The sequence below is a fragment of the Pseudomonas sp. AC172 genome (assembly GCF_979258595.1).
Genome location: NZ_OZ409868.1, coordinates 1,901,922 through 1,923,035, shown reverse-complemented (window position 1 = coordinate 1,923,035; position 21,114 = coordinate 1,901,922). Strand labels below are relative to the sequence as shown.

15 protein-coding genes, 1 tRNA gene and 1 pseudogene are annotated in these 21,114 nt (G+C 59.9%); 7 read left to right on the top strand and 10 right to left on the bottom strand.

The features are described 5' to 3' along the window. Nucleotides 1–72 precede the first annotated feature (72 nt). Together ACZ0A4_RS08605 and nhaB are read left to right on the top strand one after the other, a co-directional pair. Complete coding sequence (locus ACZ0A4_RS08605) at nt 73–993, top strand: hypothetical protein (RefSeq protein WP_463574085.1); 921 nt, start codon at nt 73–75, stop codon at nt 991–993. Nucleotides 994–1,172: 179 nt separating this feature from the next. Beyond that, nucleotides 1,173–2,675, top strand: coding sequence for a sodium/proton antiporter NhaB (gene nhaB, locus ACZ0A4_RS08600; protein WP_463574084.1), 1,503 nt, complete (start codon nt 1,173–1,175; stop codon nt 2,673–2,675). A 124-nt stretch (nt 2,676–2,799) separates the two neighbouring features. Here the strand turns inward: nhaB and ACZ0A4_RS08595 are convergent, their stop codons facing one another. Genes ACZ0A4_RS08595 through gnd form a run of 3 tightly spaced genes read right to left on the bottom strand, consistent with a single transcriptional unit; the run spans nt 2,800 to nt 6,118 of the window. Then, nucleotides 2,800–3,621 (bottom strand): HAD family hydrolase, encoded by an 822-nt coding sequence (locus tag ACZ0A4_RS08595; RefSeq protein ID WP_463574082.1) that lies wholly within the window; start codon nt 3,619–3,621, stop codon nt 2,800–2,802. Beyond that, on the bottom strand, nt 3,618–5,141 hold the full coding sequence (gene zwf / locus ACZ0A4_RS08590; protein ID WP_463574081.1) for a glucose-6-phosphate dehydrogenase: 1,524 nt from the start codon (nt 5,139–5,141) through the stop codon (nt 3,618–3,620). The genes ACZ0A4_RS08595 and zwf overlap by 4 nt, the downstream gene beginning before the upstream one ends. Beyond that, on the bottom strand, nt 5,138–6,118 hold the full coding sequence (gene gnd, locus ACZ0A4_RS08585; RefSeq protein WP_122609492.1) for a phosphogluconate dehydrogenase (NAD(+)-dependent, decarboxylating): 981 nt from the start codon (nt 6,116–6,118) through the stop codon (nt 5,138–5,140). The genes zwf and gnd overlap by 4 nt, the downstream gene beginning before the upstream one ends. Before the next feature lie 273 nt (nt 6,119–6,391). Here gnd and ACZ0A4_RS08580 point away from each other — a divergent pair, with 273 nt between their 5' ends. The 3 genes and pseudogenes from ACZ0A4_RS08580 (at nt 6,392) to ACZ0A4_RS08570 (ending at nt 9,415) form a co-directional block, all read left to right on the top strand. After that, nucleotides 6,392–6,574 (top strand): DUF6026 family protein, encoded by a 183-nt coding sequence (locus ACZ0A4_RS08580; RefSeq protein ID WP_016983768.1) that lies wholly within the window; start codon nt 6,392–6,394, stop codon nt 6,572–6,574. A gap of 211 nt (nt 6,575–6,785) precedes the next feature. Beyond that, entirely contained in the window at nt 6,786–8,534 is a 1,749-nt protein-coding gene (locus ACZ0A4_RS08575) for a phosphoethanolamine transferase CptA (protein ID WP_463574080.1), read from the top strand. A gap of 522 nt (nt 8,535–9,056) precedes the next feature. Beyond that, nucleotides 9,057–9,415, top strand: a pseudogene (locus ACZ0A4_RS08570) (DUF6124 family protein). A 23-nt stretch (nt 9,416–9,438) separates the two neighbouring features. Here the strand turns inward: ACZ0A4_RS08570 and ACZ0A4_RS08565 are convergent. The 7 genes from ACZ0A4_RS08565 to fdnG form a co-directional block, all read right to left on the bottom strand. Continuing rightward, a tRNA-Sec gene (locus ACZ0A4_RS08565) sits at nt 9,439–9,534 on the bottom strand. A gap of 6 nt (nt 9,535–9,540) precedes the next feature. After that, nucleotides 9,541–11,457 (bottom strand): selenocysteine-specific translation elongation factor, encoded by a 1,917-nt coding sequence (gene selB, locus ACZ0A4_RS08560; RefSeq protein WP_463577514.1) that lies wholly within the window; start codon nt 11,455–11,457, stop codon nt 9,541–9,543. Further along, a complete protein-coding gene (gene selA / locus ACZ0A4_RS08555; RefSeq protein WP_463577512.1) occupies nt 11,454–12,857 on the bottom strand; it encodes an L-seryl-tRNA(Sec) selenium transferase in 1,404 nt (467 codons plus the stop codon). The genes selB and selA overlap by 4 nt, the downstream gene beginning before the upstream one ends. Before the next feature lie 45 nt (nt 12,858–12,902). Beyond that, complete coding sequence (fdhE, locus tag ACZ0A4_RS08550) at nt 12,903–13,829, bottom strand: formate dehydrogenase accessory protein FdhE (RefSeq protein ID WP_463574079.1); 927 nt, start codon at nt 13,827–13,829, stop codon at nt 12,903–12,905. 3 nt (nt 13,830–13,832) lie between these two features. Beyond that, a complete protein-coding gene (locus ACZ0A4_RS08545) occupies nt 13,833–14,498 on the bottom strand; it encodes a formate dehydrogenase subunit gamma (protein ID WP_463574078.1) in 666 nt (221 codons plus the stop codon). Then, nucleotides 14,495–15,430, bottom strand: coding sequence for a formate dehydrogenase subunit beta (gene fdxH, locus ACZ0A4_RS08540; protein WP_463574077.1), 936 nt, complete (start codon nt 15,428–15,430; stop codon nt 14,495–14,497). Before fdxH ends, ACZ0A4_RS08545 begins: the two co-directional genes overlap by 4 nt. A 14-nt stretch (nt 15,431–15,444) precedes the next feature. Further along, nucleotides 15,445–18,510, bottom strand: a complete 3,066-nt coding sequence (gene fdnG, locus ACZ0A4_RS08535) for a formate dehydrogenase-N subunit alpha (protein ID WP_463574076.1) — start codon at nt 18,508–18,510, stop codon at nt 15,445–15,447. A gap of 319 nt (nt 18,511–18,829) precedes the next feature. Between fdnG and ACZ0A4_RS08530 the strand changes: the two genes are divergently transcribed. After that, on the top strand, nt 18,830–19,984 hold the full coding sequence (locus tag ACZ0A4_RS08530) for a MalY/PatB family protein (protein ID WP_463574074.1): 1,155 nt from the start codon (nt 18,830–18,832) through the stop codon (nt 19,982–19,984). A 213-nt stretch (nt 19,985–20,197) separates the two neighbouring features. Next, nucleotides 20,198–21,055, top strand: a complete 858-nt coding sequence (locus ACZ0A4_RS08525; protein WP_463574073.1) for a glucose 1-dehydrogenase — start codon at nt 20,198–20,200, stop codon at nt 21,053–21,055. Nucleotides 21,056–21,114: the final 59 nt, after the last annotated feature.

Sequence of the window (21,114 nt, the reverse complement as noted above, 5' to 3'; positions counted from 1 at the left end):
CAACCTTGATCGGGCATCAGATTGCGATACGCACAGATCGCTGTGCGCCAATCCCGAAAAAGGAATATTGATATGAACGATCAAACGAAATTTTCCGAGAAAAATTCGCAGTTCGCATCCTCGGATAGCACTAAGCAGATTACTCCTTCAATCAATTCCATCACCAATGGTAAAGGTGAACTTATCGCTCACGGTGCAACCACTCTAAATGCCGATTTGACGATAACGGGCTCGGCCTCGCCTGATCAGTATGCGGACATCATGGCTGGTATTTTTCTGGTTTATCCTCGCGCCAAGGTCAATGCGGAGGGTCAATTGAGTGTCAAACTGCTTAGTCAGCAGGTGGCCATTTATGATTTCTCCTTAAAAGCATCCGATGGCCAAGAGTCCGCGACCTGGCCTGTCACGGTGGGGCGCGAATGGGAGGGATCGATAAGTTATGTGAAGGATCCCGATAGACACACCATCGCAAACAAGGGGAGTACTCTGCATAACGATTTGACATTTTTCGGCAGGGGTGTCGCCAATGAGACGGTGGAACTTTTGCACGAAGGCATCGTAGTGCAGACAATCAATGTGGGCGCAGATGGGGCTTGGAGCGCCCCCGTCGCGCAACTGGCGACAGGCCCACATGTGTTCACCGCGCGAAAGCCAGGTGGAGAAGAATCGACACCTTGGCGCTTGCTGATCAACCAGCCAACGCCGCTAAATATCCAATTTGTTGTAGGTCAGCACAATTTTCAACTGATCGGCAGTCACGAGCCCACGACCGATAGAACAATAAAATTGGTTGGCACGGCAACTCCCGGCGAAACAGGCTGGGTTGTCAATAATGAACGCGATCTGGTGCCTTTCACCGCAGACAAAAATGGTGTCTATTCTGCAGAAGTAGGGTATTTGGATGTAGACCAGACTCATATCTTAAGGCTCAGATCCGATCTGGGGCGACTCTCACAGCCTTGGACAATAAGAGTTGTTTCGTGGCTTTCATAAGCCCTTCCTATATAAGCAGCTGAAACCCCAGCGAGCGATCACTCGTTGGGGTTTTGTTATCCCAGTTTTCCGCGAGGCATCTCCTTTTCCTTGTGATATGCACGTCAAACCCAGTTACACCTTGAACTTGGACCGCACATCCGGCAATTTGCGCGCTTCAATAAAACAAGGAGCATCCGATGTCCGGTTCAATGGCCCAGGCGTTCGCGCACAATTTTCTCGGGCACTCGCCACGCTGGTACAAGGCGACCATCGTCGGTTTTCTGATCCTCAATGCGCTGGTGCTGTTCACCGTTGGCCCGGTCGCGGCCGGCTGGTTGCTGGTCATCGAATTCATCTTCACCCTGGCGATGGCGCTAAAGTGCTATCCGTTGATGCCCGGTGGCCTGTTATTGATCGAAGCGCTGCTGCTGAAGATGACCACGCCGCAAGCCCTTTACGATGAGTTGGTACACAACTTTCCGGTGATCCTGCTGCTGATGTTTATGGTGGCCGGCATTTATTTCATGAAGGACCTGCTGCTGTTTCTGTTCTCGCGCCTGCTGTTGGGCGTGCGGTCAAAAGCAGTCCTGGCGTTGATGTTCTGCTTTCTTTCCGCATTCCTGTCGGCCTTTCTCGATGCGTTGACGGTGACCGCTGTGATCATCAGTGCGGCGGTCGGTTTCTATTCCGTTTATCACCGTGTCGCGTCCGGCAACGATCCGCGCCAGGACAGCGAATTTGCTGACGACCACAACCTGCCGAAACTGCACCACGACGATCTGGAACAATTCCGCGCCTTCCTGCGCAGCCTGCTGATGCACGGTGCGGTCGGTACGGCATTGGGCGGCGTCTGCACACTGGTGGGCGAGCCGCAGAACCTGCTGATCGGCCATGAAATGGGTTGGCATTTCGGTGAGTTCTTCCAGAAAGTCGCACCGGTTTCGTTGCCAGTGCTGGCGGCGGGTCTGGTCACCTGCGTGTTGCTGGAGAAGTTGCGCTGGTTCGGCTACGGCACCCTGCTACCGGACAATGTTCGCGCCGTGCTGGCCAACTACGCCGCCGAAGACAACGCCGAACGCACAGCTCGCCAACGCGCTGCGCTGCTGGTGCAAGGCGCGGCGGCATTGATCCTGATCGGCTGTCTGGCCTTTCACATCGCTGAAGTCGGCCTGATTGGTTTGATGGTGATTGTTTTGATTACCGCGTTTACCGGCATCACCGACGAACATCGTCTGGGCAGCGCATTCAAGGACGCCATGCCGTTCACCGCGTTGCTGGTGGTGTTTTTTGCGGTGGTCGCGGTGATTCACGATCAACAGCTGTTCGCACCGTTGATCCAGTGGGTGCTGGCCCTGCCGGTCGAACAACAACCGGGCATGTTGTTTATTGCCAACGGTTTGCTGTCGGCGATCAGTGACAACGTGTTTGTCGCAACGATCTACATTACCGAAGTGAAGCAGGCGTTCCTCGCCGGGCACATGAGCCGTGAGCATTTCGAGACATTGGCGATTGCGATCAACACAGGGACTAACCTGCCGAGCGTGGCGACGCCGAATGGTCAGGCTGCGTTCCTGTTCCTGCTGACCTCGGCGATTGCACCGCTGGTACGTTTGTCTTATGGGCGGATGGTGTGGATGGCGTTGCCGTACACCTTCGTGATGGGCCTGCTGGGCTGGTATGCAGTCAGCTACTGGCTCTGACCAGCACTGAATAAACCTGTGGGAGCGAGCCTGCTCGCGAAGAGGGTGTGTCAGACAACAGATTCGTTGAATGACATACCGTTTTCGCGAGCAAGCTCGCTCCCACATTGGGTTTTGTACGTGTTCAGCGTGGCAGGATGTATTTTTCGATGGCCTGGGCCACGCCGTCTTCGGTGTTCGGCGCGGTGACGACGTCGGCCTGACGCTTCACCGCCTCTTCCGCCTGGCCCATGGCAATCGACAGTCCGGCGCAATGGAACATGGCGGGGTCATTGCCGCCATCACCAATGGCCGCCGTCTGTTCCAGCGGCACCCCCAAGTGCTCGGCCAAGGTCGCCAGCGCCGTGCCTTTGTTGGCTTCCAGCGCGGTCACATCCAGATACACCGGTTGCGAGCGCGAGACTTGCGCCATGCCGTTGACCTTCGGCAGCAAGCGCGCCTCCAGTTCGATCAACAGTTCGGTGTTGTTACTGGTGGCGACAATCTTGTCGATCCGCTCCAGATACGGTTCGAAACTTTCGACCACCACCGGCGGATAGCCGAGGCCATGCTGCTCGCGCGGCACCATCGGCCCATGTGGATCCTTGAGCAGCCAGTCGCCGCCGCTGAATACCCAGATTTCAACATCCGGTTGATCGGCGAACGTCGCCAGCGCAATCAACGCCGTGGTGGCCGGCAAGTAATGCGCGACCAGCAAACTGCCATCCGGGTTAACGATGGTGCCACCGTTAAACGCCGCCGTCGGCAGATCAACACCCAAGGCTTCAATCTGCTGCAACATGGCTTTCGGCGGCCGGCCGGTGGCAAGACTGAACAACACGCCCGCCTCACGCAGCGAACGCACGGCGTCAATCGTGCGTTGACTCAGCGTGTGATCGGGCAGCAACAGTGTGCCGTCCATGTCGCTGAGCAGAAAACGGACAGGTTGTTTCGGCACGTCACTCATCCGAGGCCATGCCAGACGCGGCCATCGCGAGTCAACAGGTCTTCGGCGGCCTGCGGGCCGTCTTCACCGGCGGCATAGGTCTGCACGCTCGCGTCCTGTTGCCAGGCGTCGAGGAACGGTTGCACCGCACGCCAGCCGTTCTCGATGTTGTCGGCGCGCTGGAACAGCGTCTGATCGCCGGTCAGGCAGTCGTAGATCAGGGTTTCGTAACCGGTCGACGGCTGCATCTCGAAAAAGTCTTTATAAGCAAAACCCAACTCGATGTTGGCCATGTTCAACGCCGGCCCCGGCCGCTTGGCCAGCAAGTCGAACCACATGCCTTCGTTCGGCTGGATCTGAATACGCAGGTACGTCGGCTGCAATTCATCGACTTCGGTGTCACGGAACTGCGCGTACGGCGCCGGTTTGAAGCAGATGACGATCTCGGTGTCGCGCACGCTCATGCGCTTGCCGGTGCGCAGGTAGAACGGCACGCCGACCCAACGCCAATTGTCGATCATCACCTTCAGGGCGACGTAGGTTTCAGTGCTGCTGTCCGGCGCGACGTTGGCCTCCTGGCGATAACCGCTCAGAGGCTTGCCGCCGGCTTCGCCTGCGCTGTATTGGCCACGAACCGAATTCGCTCGCGCCTCTTCAGTGGTCCAGGGACGAATCGCGCCAACCACCTTGGCCTTCTCACCGCGAACCGCGTCGGCGCCAAACGCCGCCGGCGGTTCCATCGCCACCATGGCGAGCAACTGGAACAGGTGATTGGGCACCATGTCACGCAGTGCGCCGGTGTGCTCGTAAAAACTGCCACGGGTTTCGACACCGACGGTTTCAGCGGCGGTGATCTGCACGTGGTCGATGTAGTGATTGTTCCAGAACGCTTCGAACAGGCTGTTGGAGAACCGGCTGACCAGAATGTTCTGCACGGTTTCCTTGCCCAGATAATGGTCGATCCGATAGATCTGCTTCTCGGACATCACCTTGAGCAAACAGGCGTTCAACGCTTCAGCGGTTTGCAGATCGGAGCCGAACGGCTTCTCGATCACCACCCTTCTGAACGCTTCGGGGGTTTCTTCGAGCAGTTTCGCGGCGCCCAGTCGGCGCACGACTTCACTGAAGAAACGCGGCGCGGTGGCCAGGTAGAACACCGCATTGCCGGTGCCGCTGTCGGCGATTTTCGCCGCCAGGGCTGAATAGGTGCTGTCGTCCAGAAAGTCGCCCTGAACGTAGCTGATACCTTTGGCGAGCTTGGCCCACAAGGCCGGATCAAGCATCTGATCGCCCTTGCCGACCTTCGCCGCGACTTCGGTACGGATGAAGTCTTCGAGCTTTTGCGCGAAGGCCTCATCGGTGATGGCGTTGTGGTCAACGCCAACGATCCGCAGATTTTCGTCAAGCAAGCCGTCGCGACTGAGGTTGTACAGCGCTGGCATCAGCAAGCGCTTGACCAGGTCGCCGTGGGCACCGAACAAAAACAGCGTGGTCGGTGGTGCGGGTTCTGCCTTGGATTTTCTGCGGATCGTATGGGTCATTTCTTCGGTGTCTCCACGTGGCCGCCGAAGCCGAAGCGTTGGGCCGAAAGAATCTTGTCGCCAAAGGTGCCCTGACCGCGCGAACGGTAGCGCGAGAACAGCGAGTTCGACAGCACCGGCACTGGCACCGCTTGTTCCATGGCCGCTTCGATGGTCCATTGACCTTCGCCGCTGTCGGCAACCGAGCCGGAGAAGCCGTCGAGCTTCGGATCGCTGGCCAGCGCATCAGCCGTCAGATCGAGCAACCACGACGACACCACGCTGCCGCGGCGCCACACTTCAGCGATATCGGCCACGTTCAGATCAAAACGCTGATCTTCCGGCAGGCGCTCGCTGGACTTGGTCTTGAGGATGTCGAAGCCTTCGGCGAACGCGGCCATCATGCCGTACTCGATGCCGTTGTGAATCATCTTCACAAAGTGACCGGCACCGGCGGGACCTGCGTGAATGTAGCCATGCTCAGCGCGATGGTCGTCGGACTTGCGATCCTTGGTGCGCGGGATGTCACCCATGCCCGGCGCGAGCGCGGCGAACAGCGGGTCGAGGCGCTGCACGGTTTCGGCGTCGCCGCCGATCATCATGCAATAGCCGCGCTCCAGGCCCCAGACGCCGCCGGAGGTGCCGACATCGATGTAGTGCAGGCCTTTCTCGGCCAGGGCTTTGGCCCGGCGGATATCATCCTTATAGTTGGTGTTGCCGCCGTCGATGATGGTATCGCCAGCTTCAAGCAAAGTGCTCAGGGTGTTGATGGTGTCTTCAGTTGGCGCGCCGGCCGGCAGCATGACCCAGACCGCACGCGGCTTGGCCAGGCCGGCAACCAGTGCCGGCAAGTCGGCGACGCCGGTGGAGCCCTCGGCGACCAGGTTATCGATGAAAGCGGTATTGCGGTCGTAAACAACGGTGGTGTGACCGTTGAGCATCAGACGTCGCGCAATATTGCCGCCCATGCGGCCCAGTCCAATAATCCCGAGTTGCATGTGCTGATGCTCCTTACTACAAATAAATGTGTGTCATTGGTTATAGCCCAACGCGACTGATGGAGGTTAGTCCAGAGCGTTGCGATGAAGTTTCCGGGCATTGTGCCCGATCCAGACTGATAACGCCCCGAATCATGCAGAAGACACACCGACCATGAAAAATAAAAAAGTTCCATTCACAGGCAAAAGAAATCAAAATCGGCGCCGATAGTAAGTCAGCGCCCCAGAGCCGGGGCGCCTTACAGTTGATGCACGCCATTTGCGAGGTGAGCAATGGGCACAGTACACACAGCAATGCCGCCACAAACCCTGTACGTGACAATCCGTCGCGATGAATTGCGCCAGTTGAAAGACGAACGCGACCAGTTGAAGCAGGAGCTGGCGCAGCTGCGCCTCTTGACCCAAGGTGCGCAACCGCAACCTTTGCCGGTCGTTCAGCGTCATCCCCACGCCTGATCCCCCGCCTGATTCGGGAACGGCCGCCGCTGTTCCCGACATGATGCACCGCTGCCCGCCTGGCGAAAGCCGGAAAGCGGCAACTCACAAACTTTTCACATTCTCTTCGTAATACTCCGCCCCATTCTGGCCGTACCTGCGTGTACGGCCTCCGTTCGTCGGTTTCATGGATGTTCCGGCGGTGGTTGTAACGAGTGAGCTGGAGCGCCGAATGGCATTGTTCAAACGCAGCAAAACGACTGCGACAGGTTTCGACTGGGCCGGTTTTCTCTGGCTGTTCGTATTCTTCTGGTACTTCTCGGGTATCACCCAACTGCTGATCCAGCTGACCGGCACCTCCGGTTTCAGCGGCTTCCGTCAAGCATTCTTCATGAGCGCGCTGTGGCTGGCGCCCATGCTGCTCTTTCCCAAACGCACCAAAGTTCTTGCCGCCGTGATCGGCGTGGTGCTGTGGGCCTGCTCGATGGCCAGTCTGGGTTATTTCTTCATCTATCAGCAGGAATTCTCGCAAAGCGTCATCTTCATCATGTTCGAGTCGAACATCTCTGAAGCTGGCGAGTACATGACCCAGTACTTTGCCTGGTGGATGGTGCCGGCGTTCCTCGCCCATACCGTGTTCGCCTATTTCCTGTGGACACGCCTGCGCCCGGTGTACATGCCCCGAGGGCGTGCGCTGGTGGCCGCAACCGCGATCGTGATCGCTGTAGTCGGTTACCCGCTGGTCAAACAAACGCTGCGCATGGGCACCTTCGCGCAAGGCTTCGAAAAATTCGAAACCCGCATCGAGCCTGCAGTGCCATGGCAGATGGCTGTGGCTTATCACCGTTATCTGGACACCCTCGCTGATATGCAGGGCATGCTGCACAACGTGAGCAAGATCCCGCCGCTGAAGAACCTTCAGGACGCCTCGGCCGATCAGCCGAAGACTCTGGTGCTGGTGATCGGTGAGTCGACCAACCGTCAGCGCATGAGCCTCTACGGCTATCAGCGCAATACCACGCCGGAACTGGACAAGCTCAAGGATCAACTGGCGGTGTTCGACAACGTCGTCACCCCTCGCCCGTACACCATCGAGGCCCTGCAGCAGGTTCTGACCTTTGCTGATGAGGAAAGCCCGGATCTGTACCTGTCGACGCCGTCGCTGGTCAGCATGATGAAACAGGCCGGTTACAAGACCTTCTGGATCACCAACCAGCAGACCATGACCAAGCGCAACACCATGCTCACGACCTTCTCCGAGCAGGCCGACGAGCAGGTGTACCTGAACAACAACCGCAACCAGAACGCCGCGCAATACGACGGCGACGTCATCGAGCCGTTCAACAAGGCGCTGGCTGACGCGGCACCGCGCAAGCTGATCGTTGTGCATTTGCTCGGCACGCACATGAGCTACCAGTACCGCTACCCGCCGACGTTCGACAAGTTTCAGGACCGCAACGGCGTGCCACCCGGCGTGCGCGACGACCAGGTGCCGACCTACAACAGCTACGACAACGCCGTGCTGTACAACGACTTTGTCGTTTCGAGCCTGATCAAGGACTACGCCAAATCCGATCCGAACGGTTTCCTGTTGTACCTCTCCGACCACGGTGAAGACGTGTTCGACTCGGTGGGCCACAAGACCTTGGGCCGCAACGAAAACAAACCGACCGCGCCGATGTACACCATCCCGTTCATGGCCTGGGCCTCACCGAAGTGGAAAGCCAGCCACGACTGGAACTTCGCCGGTGATCTGGATCGCCCGTACAGCAGCTCGCACCTGATCCACACCTGGGCGGATCTGGCCGGTTTGAGTTTCGATGAACTCGACCGCAGCAAGAGCCTGGTCAGCAACAGCTTCAAGGCGCGGCCATTGCTGATCGGCGACCCGTACCAGACCGAACAGCGCGCGCTGATCGACTTCAGTTTGATGAAGCCGAAAAAGCCCGATGCCACTGTCGCGGACGCGGCGGAGCAGTAACACCGAAGGGGCCCTGAGCGGCCCCTTTTTCTTGTCTACCGCTAGCGAAGGACTGATCGCCATACTCAGGGTGGGCAGTGCATTGTCAGGGCGATTTTTTCCGGATTCGCTGGATACGGTGGATCCTTTGCTTTTTGAAGCGTTATCAGGGACAGACCACCTTTCCCTTCAGATCTTCGCCCGACTTTTCGCCTTTTAAACTGAAGTGTTTAAAAGACACCTCCAGACACGCCTTCAAGGCTACAAATTCTTGCGCCATTGCCTACAGCTACGCCAGAATCCGCCGGCTTGTGCGCCTTGAGGGCGGGTTCTATTGTGGGTCGGTCGCTGATTGTCAGTGATCGGGTTTAGCAGCCCGGGTTTTTCTCTAGACGCATAAAGCCCGTTGCCGTTATGGCGGCTTTGCGTGGGGCACTTCGGTGCGCCGGGTTCTAGAGTCCTGGTCTGCTAACCCGCGTACAGCCGCCACCTCCTTCGTTAGCAGCGAACGGTGGCAGCTTCATTACTCTAGAGGCTTTACCGATGATCAAACCAACGCCAAACCCACCCGAAATCGACCTCGCCTCGCCCTACGAATCCCTCGATTCAAAAAAGCTCCACGAAGCCGCCGACCGCGCCCTCGATCACTACCTCTGCCCACCCGGCTCCACCCCACCGCCCCGTAGAGCCCACCGGATGTACGCCGTTACCGCCGACTTCAAAAACGAGGAACTGCTGGCCGACGCCAGCGAAACCCTCGCCTCAGCCAGAACCATCGCCCATGACTTTGCCCACCTCATACCCGCGTCGCAGCGCAGGACGCTGTTGGGATCGCGCAATTGATCATGCTCGGCGAGCTGGCGGTGAATCGGGTGATGGATAATCTGGAGTTGCCGCAGTAGCGGGGGCGATCCGGAGGGAAAACTGGCGGAAGGCAGCCGGAGTCGAACCTGCCCGGGAACGGATGCCGTCCCCAACCGGGTTTGAAGCCCGGCCGCGCCACCGGGCGCGATTGCCTTCCTTGAACTCATTGTGCGCAGGCGTTGGCCAGCGCGTTGTCGGGGCGGATCTGGCGGGATTCGCCTATGCGCCTGGTCAAGCCGACGCGATCGAAGTATTCGAGGTACTGAATGCAGCGTTTGCGACCCAAGCCTAGCGCATCGCGAAAGGATGTCACCTGTATCTGCGGATTTTCCTTGGCGAGGTTGAGCAGCACTTCGGCCATTTGGCGCAGTCGCACGTCGCTCAAAAACAAATCGCGTACCACTTGATGCATCAGCCCGAGCCGCGCCAGTTTGCGCAGCAGCAGGCGCACGACCGCATCGTCCTGGCCAAGCATTTTCGCTATGTCGCGCACCCACGGCGGGTCGAATCCGGCGTTTTCGAACAGCGGTTGCAGTTGCTGCCAGAGGGCTTCGTCCTCAGCATTCAAGCGCACCTGATGATCCGGCAGGTGCAGCCACGGACCGCTTGCCTGGATCGATCCGGCGGTGAGCAATTCATCCAGCAAACTGACAAACGTCGAACGTTCCAGCGCCAACCCACTGAAGCGCCGCAGGCGATCGCGATCGGGGCCCATCTGGTCGGGCTCCAGTTCATGGAACTGCGCCAGTTGCTCCAGCAGGGTGAACTTCAGTTGTGCCCAGCGCTGCACATTGAACAGCAGCGGGCCTTGGCGGGTATCGATCAGGCGCACGTTTTCCGCTAACGACCAGGACGCGCGTGGGCGATTGAACTGGCGTTCCAGCCGCTGCGGATCGAGGCCGCCGGCACTGTGATTGAGCAACACCGGCAAGGCTTGCTCGAGGCTGTCACTGCTAGCCAAGGCTTGCAGTTGTGCCAGACGTTCGGGGCTGCGGCGTTGTCGCGCCGGGGCGAACGGGTCGAGAACCTGGCCGCCGCCCAAAGTGCGTTGTGCGCTTTGGGCGCGCAGGATCAGGCGATCGCCCTTCACCGCGTGCACCGGCGCATTGATCAACAGTTGCGCGAACATGCGCTCGCCGGGACTCAACCGTGGGCCTTCGAGCAACGCCACCCGTGCAATCACATCTTGCGTGCCGAGATGCACATGCACCGGGTGAAAGTGTTCGAAGGGGCGCTCGCCGGGCAATAGATGAAAGTCGATGTCGACCCGTTGCGTCGGCGCGTGCAGCCACTCGTTCAGCAGCCACTGGCCGCGATGGATCTGCGCCAGTTCGAGGCGTTCGCCGCTCAGGTTCAACGCCACCCGCTGGCCGGCGACGGCTTGCTCCGCGGGCTGATTCTGCGCATGCAGGCCGCGCACTCGCACGGTTTTTCCGGAAGGCGCCATAACCAGTTTGTCGCCAACCGCAACCGTGCCCGACAACGCTGTGCCCGTGACCACAATCCCCGCACCCGCGACGCTGAACGCCCGATCAATCGCCAAACGAAAACCGCCCTCAAAACTGCGCGCCTGCACCTCGTTTTGCATCTGCATCAGCGCCGCGCGCAATTCATCAACGCCCTTCCCGCTCACACTCGATACCGTAAAAATCGGCGCCTCGACAAACGGCCCAGGGGCAAGCAGATCGAGCACCTGACGCTGCACTTCTTCCACCCTGCCCGCTTCGACCCGGTCGCTCTTGGTAATCGCCACCAACGCGCGGGGGATGCCGAGCAATTCAACAATCGCCAGATGCTCGCGGGTTTGCGGCATCACACCGTCGTCCGCCGCGACCACCAGCAACACCAGATCAATGCCTTGGGCGCCGGCGAGCATGTTGTGGGTGAATTTCTCGTGGCCGGGGACGTCGATAAACCCGGTCAGCCCCGCGCTGGGTTCCAGTTCGGCATACAGATAACCGAGGTCGATGGTCATCCCGCGTTCGCGTTCCTGCGGGCGGCGGTCGCCGGTTTGTCCGGTCAGGGCTTGCAGCAGCGACGTCTTGCCGTGGTCGATGTGCCCCGCCGTGCCGACAATCATGAATCGACCTGCAACTGCGGCAATTGCCTGAGCCACGCCGGCTCATCGTCGAGCTGGCGCAGATCCAGCCACAGCGCATCGTCGTCAATCCGCCCGAGCACCGGAATCGGCAAGGCCCGCAACGCCGCTTCCAGATTCAACAGGCAACGCCCGCGCAAGCGCTTGGAGACTTGCGGGCGACAACACAGCGCCGCACTCGGCAAACGCGCCACCGGTTGGCTGCCGCTGCCGATCATGCCCAAGGCCTCTACTGCAATGACCTGCCACAGCGAGCCCAAGACTTCAGACAGCGCCGGCTGCAACCCTGAAGCCTGGGCGAAGATGTCAGTCTGCGGACGGGTCAGCAAACGCAGACTCGGCAGACGTTCTGCGAGGCGATCCGGATCGCGATACAACCCCAGCACCGCTTCCAGCGCCGCCAAAGTCAGCTTGTCCACCCGCAGCGCACGTTTCAGCGGATTTTTCTTGATCTTCTCGATCAGTTCTTTGCGCCCGACGATCAATCCCGCCTGCGGGCCACCGAGTAGTTTGTCGCCGCTGAAGGTGACGATGTCCGCGCCATCCAGCAGCGCCTGACGCACCGTCGGTTCCGACGGCAATCCCCAGCGGGTGAGGTCGAGCAGACTGCCACTGCCCAGATCTTCCAGCAACGGCAAGCCATGCCGATGCGCCAACTCGGCCAGCTCAGCGGTCGGCACCCGAGCGGTAAAACCTTCGATGCTGTAGTTGCTCGCATGCACACGCATGATCAAACCGCTGCGCGGGCTGATCGCTGCTTCATAGTCGCGAGCATGGGTGCGATTGGTCGTGCCGACCTCATGCAGACGCACACCGGCGCGGGCCATGATGTCGGGGATGCGGAAGGCGCCGCCGATTTCGATCAGCTCGCCACGGGAGATGATGCCTTCCTTGCGCGCCCCCAGACTATTGAGCGTCAGCAGCACGGCGGCGGCATTGTTGTTGACCACGGTGACGGCTTCGGCGCCGGTCAGTTCGCGGATCAGGCCCTCGATCAGGTCATCGCGATCGCCGCGTTTGCCACTGGCCAGATCGAATTCCAGATTGAGCGGATAACGCGCAGCCATTTGCACGGCATCGATGGCTTCGTCCGGCAACAAGGCGCGGCCCAGATTGGTGTGCAGGACGGTGCCGGTGAGGTTGAACACCCGGCGTACGTTGCTGCGTTGTTGCTGGGCCAGGCGTTCACCAACGCGGCCGGCGAGCACTTCAGGGCTGATTTCGACGGCTGATAACTGCCCGGTCAATACGCTTGAACGCAGTTCATCCAGCAATTGACGCAGACTCGCCAGCAGCGACTCACGGCCGTGACGCTCAAGCAAAGGCACGCATGCCGGGTGACGCAACAAACCATCAATGGAAGGTAACCGCAGGGACATCAGCCACTCCTGGAAACAGATCGTTCGGCGAGAGTGTAGACGTTGCGGTCACTCGTCTCCCGGCGCCAGCAACAGATTCGGCGCCAGACGCTGATAACCGTCCTGCGCCAAGCGCATGTCCAGAAGCAGACTGCTCAAATCAGCCGACAACGCCTCCGCATCGGCATCGTTTTCCAGATAAACCAGTTTCAGATAGCTGTTACAGCCCGGACAGACCTCCGCCCTTATCGGCGCCTGATTAGCCGCGTGGCGATCATCCTCAAGGCTGAAATAATCCAGACCCTTACTCGACTCGCAATACACGCACTTGACCCGCACCACATGCCATTCGCAGGCACACAACGAACACACCAGATAACGCAAACCGTTGTGCTTGCCGCGATGGCGAATCACCCCGGCCATGGCCGGTGAACCACAGGCCGGACATTGGCTGAGACTGTCGCCGGGTTTGAGTTGCAGATGCGGCGTGCTAAGCAGCCAGTGACTCCACGCCACTTGCAGCGCGGCGCCTAGAAACGGCACCAACGCCGCCGACACCATCGAATACTGACCACTGACCAACGCCACGGCCCATGCACGTAACTGGCCGAAGCTGACGCCACGCAAGGTGTCGACCGCCTCAACCACAGCAGGCTGTTCACCCGGCTGATAGCGTTTCAACAAAGCATCGAGATAAGCCTGCCAGCCCTCTTCACGCACCAGCGTGTCAGCCGCAAACGGCGGCAAACCATGCTGCTGACAAGCCTCGATCCGTTGCTGATCAAAAGGCGCCACAAGCGGCGGATCATCGAATACCTGCTGCTGCACCCGGCACAACCCGGCAATCAGCCGCAGATACTCAGCCAGCACATGCCCCTCGGCCAGTTGCTCCAGTCGAGCAGCCCGCAGCGCAAACAGGTTAGGCGGCGGCAGATGCAGAAACGGCGGCGAACTCGCCGCCGCTTCGATTTCCCCAGGTTCCAGAATGGTTGGCAAAAGTCAGCCCTTTTTGGTGATCGGTCGCTCCGGCACGTCCGGTTGACGCTCATCGCGGGTGATCTCGCGATACCAGAGTTCATGGTGTTTCTTCGCCCAGGCGCGGCTGACCCAGCCATGCATCATCGCGTCCACCGAACCCTTGATCCACAGGCCCGCGTAGATGTGAATGATGATGCTCAGCACCAGAATGAACCCGGCCAGCGCATGCAGGAGCATCGCCCAGCGAATCACGGTGATGCCGAAATACGCACTGAAATACGCGCGCCAGATTACCAGCCCGGTAAACAGCAAACCGAGCATGCACAGCAGTAAAGTCCAGAACAGCAGCTTCTGCCCGGCGTTGTATTTACCCACCGGCGGCACGCTTTCTTCATCATTGACCAGCACCCGATCGATGCGGCGCATCCACTTCCAGTCGTTGTCGATAAAGAAGTTCGCGCGCCAGAAACGGAACACCAGACCGAGGAACAACACAAACATCGCGATTCCCATGAACGGATGCAGAATCCGCGTCCACGGCCCGCCGCCGAACAGGTTGCTCAGCCAGAACAGCGACGGATGAAACAACGCCAGCCCGGACAGCCCGGCCATGAAAAACAGGATCGCCACCAGCCAGTGATTGGTGCGCTGGTTGGCGGTGTAACGCAGGATCGTCTTGTTGCTCATGGCCGCTCCTCCCCGCGTGGATCGAAGGTGTGCACTGCCGGGTCGACAACGTGCACCGAGGTGTCGGGCGGCGCCGGATGTTCATCCTCCTCGACGCGATTGGGTCCGATACGTACGTAATGGAAGAACCCGGCCAATACCGCCGCGCCCATGGCCAGCAGGCCCAGCGGTTTGCTGATGCCTTTCCACAATCCTACCAACGGACTGATCGCCGGGTCCTGCGGTAAACCGGCATAGATTTTCGGCGTGTCGGCATGGTGCAGCACGTACATCACATGCGTGCCGCCAACGCCTGCCGGGTCATACAGACCGGCGTTTTCGAAGCCACGGCTTTTCAGGTCGACGATGCGTTCGGCGGCGTGTTCCTTCATGTCTTCCTTGGTGCCGAAGACGATGGCGCCGGTCGGACAGGTTTTCACGCAGGCCGGTTCCAGCCCCACAGCCACGCGATCCGAACACAAAGTGCATTTGTAGGCCTTGTGATCCTTCTGCGAAATGCGCGGAATGTTGAACGGGCAACCGGTGATGCAGTAGCCGCAACCGATGCAGTGATCCTGATCGAAATCGACGATGCCGTTGGCGTGCTTGATGATCGCGCCGGGGCTCGGGCACGCCGCCAGACAACCGGGCTCGGCGCAGTGCATGCAGCCGTCCTTGCGGATCAGCCATTCGAGATTGCCCGCATCGGTTTCGTGCTCGGTGAAGCGCATCAACGTCCAGGTTTCCGCGCTGAGGTCTTGCGGGTTGTCGTAGGTGCCGTGGTTGTGGCCGACCTCATCGCGCAGCTCGTTCCATTCCGAGCAGGCGACCTGGCAGGCTTTGCAGCCGATGCATTTGGTGGTGTCGATCAGCTTGGCGACCGCCTCCTGATTCCTCACCGACGGCGGCACGGTCGTGGTGGCCGAGCGGGCAATGATGTCTTGGCTGGCCATTTAAAGATTCTCCATCAGAGCTTCTCCACGTTGACCAGGAATGACTTGGATTCCGGGGTCTGGGTATTGCCATCGCCGAGGAACGGCACCAGGGTGTTGGTCAGGTAACCGTGGCGCGTCAGGCCGGTGAAGCCCCAATGCAGCGGGATGCCGATCTGATGCACGACCTGGCCGTTGACCTGCAACGGCCGGATCCTTTTCGTCACCACCGCCACCGCTTCGATAAAGCCGCGTTTGCAACTGACCCGTACGCGATCGCCGGCAGCGATGCCCTTCTCTTTCGCCAGCAGTTCGCCGATTTCGACGAACTGCTCGGGTTGGGCAATTGCGTTCAACTTGCAATGCTTGCTCCAGAAGTGGAAATGCTCGGTCAGCCGGTAACTGGTGCCGGCGTACGGGAAGTCCTTGGCCTCGCCGAGGGTTTCCCAGACCGAATCGAAGATCCGCGCCGCCGGGTTGCTGGTGGCTTTCTTGTTTTGCGGGTGCAACGGGTTGATGCCAATCGGCGTTTCGAACGGCTCGTAGTGCTCGGGGAATGGGCCTTCGTTCATCTTGTCGACGGCGAAGAACCGCGCGACGCCTTCGGGGTTCATGATGAACGGGTTCATCCCGGCTTCCGGCGGTACGTCGGCTTTGTAGTCCGGCACGTCGGTGCCGGTCCAGGCCTTGCCGTTCCACCACACCAGGCGTTTTTTCGGATCCCACGGTTTGCCGGCGACGTCTGCCGAAGCGCGGTTGTAGAGAATCCGCCGGTTCGCCGGCCAGGCCCACGCCCAGCCCAAATGCTGGTGCATGCCGAACGGATCACTGTTGTCGCGGCGAGCCATCTGGTTGCCGGCCTCGGTCCAGCTGCCGGCAAAGATCCAGCAACCGGACGCGGTGCTGCCGTCATCCTTGAGCAAGCCGAACCCGGCGAGTTGCGAGCCGGCCTTGACCGCGACGTCAGTGGCATCGGTGAAATCAGCCACGGCGCTGCCGTTGATTTCCTTGGCCAGTTCTTCCGGCGAAGGCTCGTCGGGGATCTTGTACGGCCACGTCAGTTTCAGCAGTGGATCGGGGAATTTGCCGCCCTCACCCTGATAACGCTTGCGCAGGCGCAAGAACAGTTCGGCCATGATGCGGATGTCAGTCTGCGCTTCGCCGGGGCCATCAGCGCCTTTCCAGTGCCATTGCAGCCAGCGGCTGCTATTGACCAGCGACCCATCCTCTTCGGCAAAACAGGTGGTCGGCAGGCGAATGACTTCGGTCTGGATCTCCTCGCTTTTCACATCGTTGTACGGCCCGACGTTATGCCAGAACTCCGAGGTCTCAGTGGCGAGCGGATCCATCACCACCAGCCATTTCAGCTTGGCCAGTGCGCCCATCACGCGGTTCTTGTCCGGCAGCGCGGCTATCGGGTTGAAGCCTTGGCAAAAGTAGCCGTTGACCTTGCCCTGGCTCATCAGGTCGAACATCTTCAGGACGTCGTAGTTGGGGATGTCGAGTTTCGGCAAATGGTCGTAGCACCAATTGTTCTCGACGGTGGCGTTGGCGCCGTACCACGACTTCATCAGGCTGACGTGGAATTTGCTGTAGTTCTGCCAGTACGACAGTTGCCCCGGACGCAGCGGCACTTGCGTGCGTTTATGGATGAAGGCGTTGTAGTCCTGCTCGCTGTCCTGGCCCAGGGTCAGATAGCCCGGCAGTGCATTGGAGAGCAAGCCAAGGTCGGTCAGGCCCTGAATGTTGGAGTGACCGCGCAAGGCGTTGACGCCGCCACCGGGCATGCCGACGTTGCCCAGCAGTAGTTGCACCATCGCCGCGCTGCGAATGATCTGCGCGCCGATCGAGTGCTGGGTCCAGCCGAGGGCGTAGAGAATCGTCATGGTCTTGCCCGGGATCGAACAGGTGGCGATTTCCTCCCAGATTTTCTGCATAGCGTCGACCGGCATGCCGCAAATCTGGCTCGCGAGGTCGATGTTGTAGCGGCTGTAATGCTGTTTCATCAATTGATAGACGCAGCGCGGGTCTTGCAGGGTCGGGTCGACTTTGGCGAAGCCGTCCTCACCCAGCTCGTAACCCCAGCCGGATTTGTCGGTGTAGCTGCGCTTGGCGACGTCGTAACCGCTGAAGATGCCGTCTTCAAAGCCATAGCCTGCTTTGACGATGAACGACACGTCGGTGTAGTTGCGCACGTACTCGTGCTGGATTTTGTCCTCGGTCAGCAGGTAATTGATCAGGCCGCCCATGAAGGCGATGTCGGTGCCGGTGCGGATCGGCGCGTAATAGTCGGCCACCGAAGCGGTCCGGGTAAAACGCGGATCAACCACGATCAGCCGCGCAGCGTTATGCGCCTTGGCCTCGGTCACCCATTTGAAGCCGCACGGATGCGCTTCTGCGGCGTTGCCACCCATCACCAGGATCAGATTCGCGTTGGCGATATCGGTCCAGGTGTTGGTCATGGCTCCACGGCCGTACGTCGGGGCAAGACTTGCCACCGTCGGGCCGTGTCAGACACGCGCCTGGTTATCGAACCCCAGCATGCCGAGACTGCGAATCACCTTCTGGGTGATGTAGCCGGCTTCATTGGACGCCGCCGACGCGGCGAGGAACCCGGTGGTCAGCCAGCGATTCACCATTTGCCCGTTGGCATTTTTCTCGATGAAGTTGGCGTCACGATCGGTTTTCATCAGGTCGGCGATGCGGTCGAGCGCTTCGTCCCAACTGATCCGCGTCCACTCACTGCTGCCCGGTTTGCGGGTTTGCGGGTAGAGCAAACGGCCGGGGCTGTGAATGAAGTCGAGCAGGCCTGCGCCTTTCGGGCAAAGGGTGCCGCGATTGACCGGGTGGTCGGCGTCGCCCTCGATGTGAATGATGCTTTGCGCTACGTTCTTCGCTCCGTCGCCCTGGCTGTACATGATCAAACCGCAACCGACCGAGCAATACGGACAGGTGTTGCGGGTTTCATGGGTGTGGGCAAGCTTGAAGTGGCGCACCTGCTCGGCGAAGGCCTGCGTCGGGGCCATGCCCAACGCGCCCAGGCTCGAGCCTGCAAGGCCGATACCGGCGACCTTGAAGAACTGACGACGGCTGAGATCCATCGTGCACTCCTGATCAGGTGGAACCCGGTACTTATGCCGGGTTTTATCTGGACAATCACGGTTGCGGCAGACAAGTGCCGACCTTTTCACTGTAGACAATGACCACACAACCTGTGTGAAAACCGACCGTCGGCCGTTTGTCGGGTCTTTCACTGAAGACCACCAAACCCTGTGGGAGCGAGCTTGCTCGCGAAAGCGGTGCGTCATTCAACATCAATGCTGGCTGATCCGACGCATTCGCGAGCAAGCTCGCTCCCACAGGGATCGCGTAAGGCTTAGAATGGCGTCCAGGACCCATCCCGCCTTCACGAGACCGCGCATGACTTTCGATTTTGATCAGGTATTCGACCGCCACAACACCGGCAGCACCAAGTGGAGCCGCTATTCGGCCGACGTGCTGCCGATGTGGGTCGCTGACATGGATTTCGCCGCGCCGCCGGTGGTGATCGAGGCACTGCAGCAACGCTTGCTGCACCCGTTGGTGGGCTACAGCGTGGCGCAGGACAACCTGCGTGAAGCCATCGTCGCCGACCTCTGGAACAAGTTTTCCTGGAAGGTCAAACCGCAAGAGCTGATCTTCCTGCCGGGCGTCGAGTCCGGTTTCAATATGGCGCTGAAAGCGCTGGTGCAACCGCAACAGAACGTCGTGGTGCAGGTGCCGAACTACCCGCCGCTGCGCCATGCACCGGGGCATTGGGGGTTGAACAAGGTTGAGCTGGAATTCGTCGCGCAGGCTGACGGTACCTACCTGACGCCGCTGGACGTTCTGCGTGAATCGCTGAACGGTGGCGGCGCGCTGTTGCTGAGCAACCCGCACAACCCGATCGGCAAAGTATTTGGCCGTGAAGAACTGCAAGCCGTGGCCGACATTTGTGCGGCGCAGGACGCATGGATCATCTCCGACGAAATCCACGCCGAGCTGTGCTTCGATGGTCGCGTGCATATTCCGACCGCCTCGTTGAGCGCTGAGATCGCCCAACGCACCATCACCCTGATGTCGGCGAGCAAGGCTTACAACATCGCCGGCCTGAAGACCTCGTTCATGATCATTCAGGACGCCGCCCTGCGCGAGCGCGTCAACCACGCCCGTTGCGGCATGGTCGACAGCGTCAACCCGCTGGGTATGGAAGCTACGCGCGTCGCCTACAGCGAAGGTGGGCCGTGGCTCACCGAGCTGAAAACCTATTTACAGGCTAACCGTGACTGGCTGGTGGAAGCGGTGCGCAGTCGCTTGCCGGGGGTGAAGATCAATGTGCCACAGGGCACGTATCTGGCCTGGCTGGATTGCTCGGCGCTGGATCTGGACAATCCGCAGCAGTTCTTCCTTGAACAGGCCAAAGTGGGGCTGAGCGCCGGTCTGGACTTCGGCGATCAACACCAGCAGTTCGTACGCCTGAATTTCGGCTGCCCGCGCTCGTTGCTCGAAGAAGGCATCGCCCGCATGGAGCGCGCCCTGACTACACGCAATACCTGAAACCTCAGATGATCCCCTGTGGGAGCGAGCTTGCTCGCGAAGGCGGAGTGTCAGCCGACATCAATGTTGACTGAACCACCGCTTTCGCGAGCAAGCTCGCTCCCACAGGGTTTTGCATTTCCAAGTCAGAAAATGCAGCGTAAATCCGATCGAACTCACGGCAAACGCATCGGGTCAACCACCCATACCTGCCCTGAGACTCGGAGACCTGCGATGAGCGACTATCCAAAACCACCCTTCCCCGCACAAGCCCAAGCCGTACCGGGCTCGCAACGCAAGATGGAGCCCTATCCCGATTGCGGCGAGCAAAGCTATGTCGGTTCCGGGCGGCTGTCCGGCAAGATTGCCCTGATCACTGGCGCCGACAGCGGCATCGGCCGCGCCGTGGCGATTGCCTTCGCCCGTGAAGGCGCCGACGTGGCAGTGGCGTATCTGAATGAACACGAAGACGCCAAGGAAACCGCACGCTGGGTCGAACAGGCCGGACGTCAGTGCCTGTTGCTGCCCGGCGATATCGCGCAGAAATCCCACTGCCAGGCGTTGGTCGACCAAACCGTCGAACGCTTTGGCCGCATCGACGTGCTGGTCAACAACGCCGCGTTCCAGATGACTCACGAAAACTTTGAGGAAATCCCCGACGAAGAATGGGTGATGACCTTCGACGTCAACATCACCGCGATCTTCCGCCTGTGTCAGGCGGCGATCAAACACATGCGCGCCGGCTCGTCGATCATCAACACCAGCTCGGTCAACTCGGACATGCCCAAACCCACCCTGCTCGCCTACGCCACCACCAAAGGCGCGATTGCCAATTTCACCGGCGGCCTGGCGCAAATGCTCGGGCCGAAAGAGATTCGCGTGAACTGCGTGGCGCCCGGGCCGATCTGGACGCCGCTGATCGTCTCGACCATGCCCGATGAGGAAGTGCAGAATTTCGGTGGCAACACCCCGCTCGGCCGCCCCGGCCAACCGGTTGAAGTGGCGCCGATCTACGTGCTGCTGGCTTCGGACGAAGCCAGTTACATCACCGGCCAGCGCTATGGCGTGACCGGTGGCAAGCCAATGCTGTGAGTAAACGCACTGTAGGAGCTGCCGCAGGCTGCGATCTTTTGATCTTGTTTTTAACATCC

Excerpts from the sequence above, each read along its gene's own strand:
- fdxH (WP_463574077.1), bottom strand. The coding sequence starts at position 15,430 with ATGGCCAGCCAAGACATCATTGCCCGCTCGGCCACCACGACCGTGCCG.
- gnd (WP_122609492.1), bottom strand. The coding sequence starts at position 6,118 with ATGCAACTCGGGATTATTGGACTGGGCCGCATGGGCGGCAATATTGCG.
- ACZ0A4_RS08595 (WP_463574082.1), bottom strand. The coding sequence starts at position 3,621 with ATGAGTGACGTGCCGAAACAACCTGTCCGTTTTCTGCTCAGCGACATG.
- nhaB (WP_463574084.1), top strand. The coding sequence starts at position 1,173 with ATGTCCGGTTCAATGGCCCAGGCGTTCGCGCACAATTTTCTCGGGCAC.
- ACZ0A4_RS08580 (WP_016983768.1), top strand. The coding sequence starts at position 6,392 with ATGGGCACAGTACACACAGCAATGCCGCCACAAACCCTGTACGTGACA.
- ACZ0A4_RS08525 (WP_463574073.1), top strand. The coding sequence starts at position 20,198 with ATGAGCGACTATCCAAAACCACCCTTCCCCGCACAAGCCCAAGCCGTA.
- ACZ0A4_RS08575 (WP_463574080.1), top strand. The coding sequence starts at position 6,786 with ATGGCATTGTTCAAACGCAGCAAAACGACTGCGACAGGTTTCGACTGG.
- ACZ0A4_RS08545 (WP_463574078.1), bottom strand. The coding sequence starts at position 14,498 with ATGAGCAACAAGACGATCCTGCGTTACACCGCCAACCAGCGCACCAAT.
- selB (WP_463577514.1), bottom strand. The coding sequence starts at position 11,457 with ATGATTGTCGGCACGGCGGGGCACATCGACCACGGCAAGACGTCGCTG.
- ACZ0A4_RS08530 (WP_463574074.1), top strand. The coding sequence starts at position 18,830 with ATGACTTTCGATTTTGATCAGGTATTCGACCGCCACAACACCGGCAGC.
- zwf (WP_463574081.1), bottom strand. The coding sequence starts at position 5,141 with ATGACCCATACGATCCGCAGAAAATCCAAGGCAGAACCCGCACCACCG.
- ACZ0A4_RS08605 (WP_463574085.1), top strand. The coding sequence starts at position 73 with ATGAACGATCAAACGAAATTTTCCGAGAAAAATTCGCAGTTCGCATCC.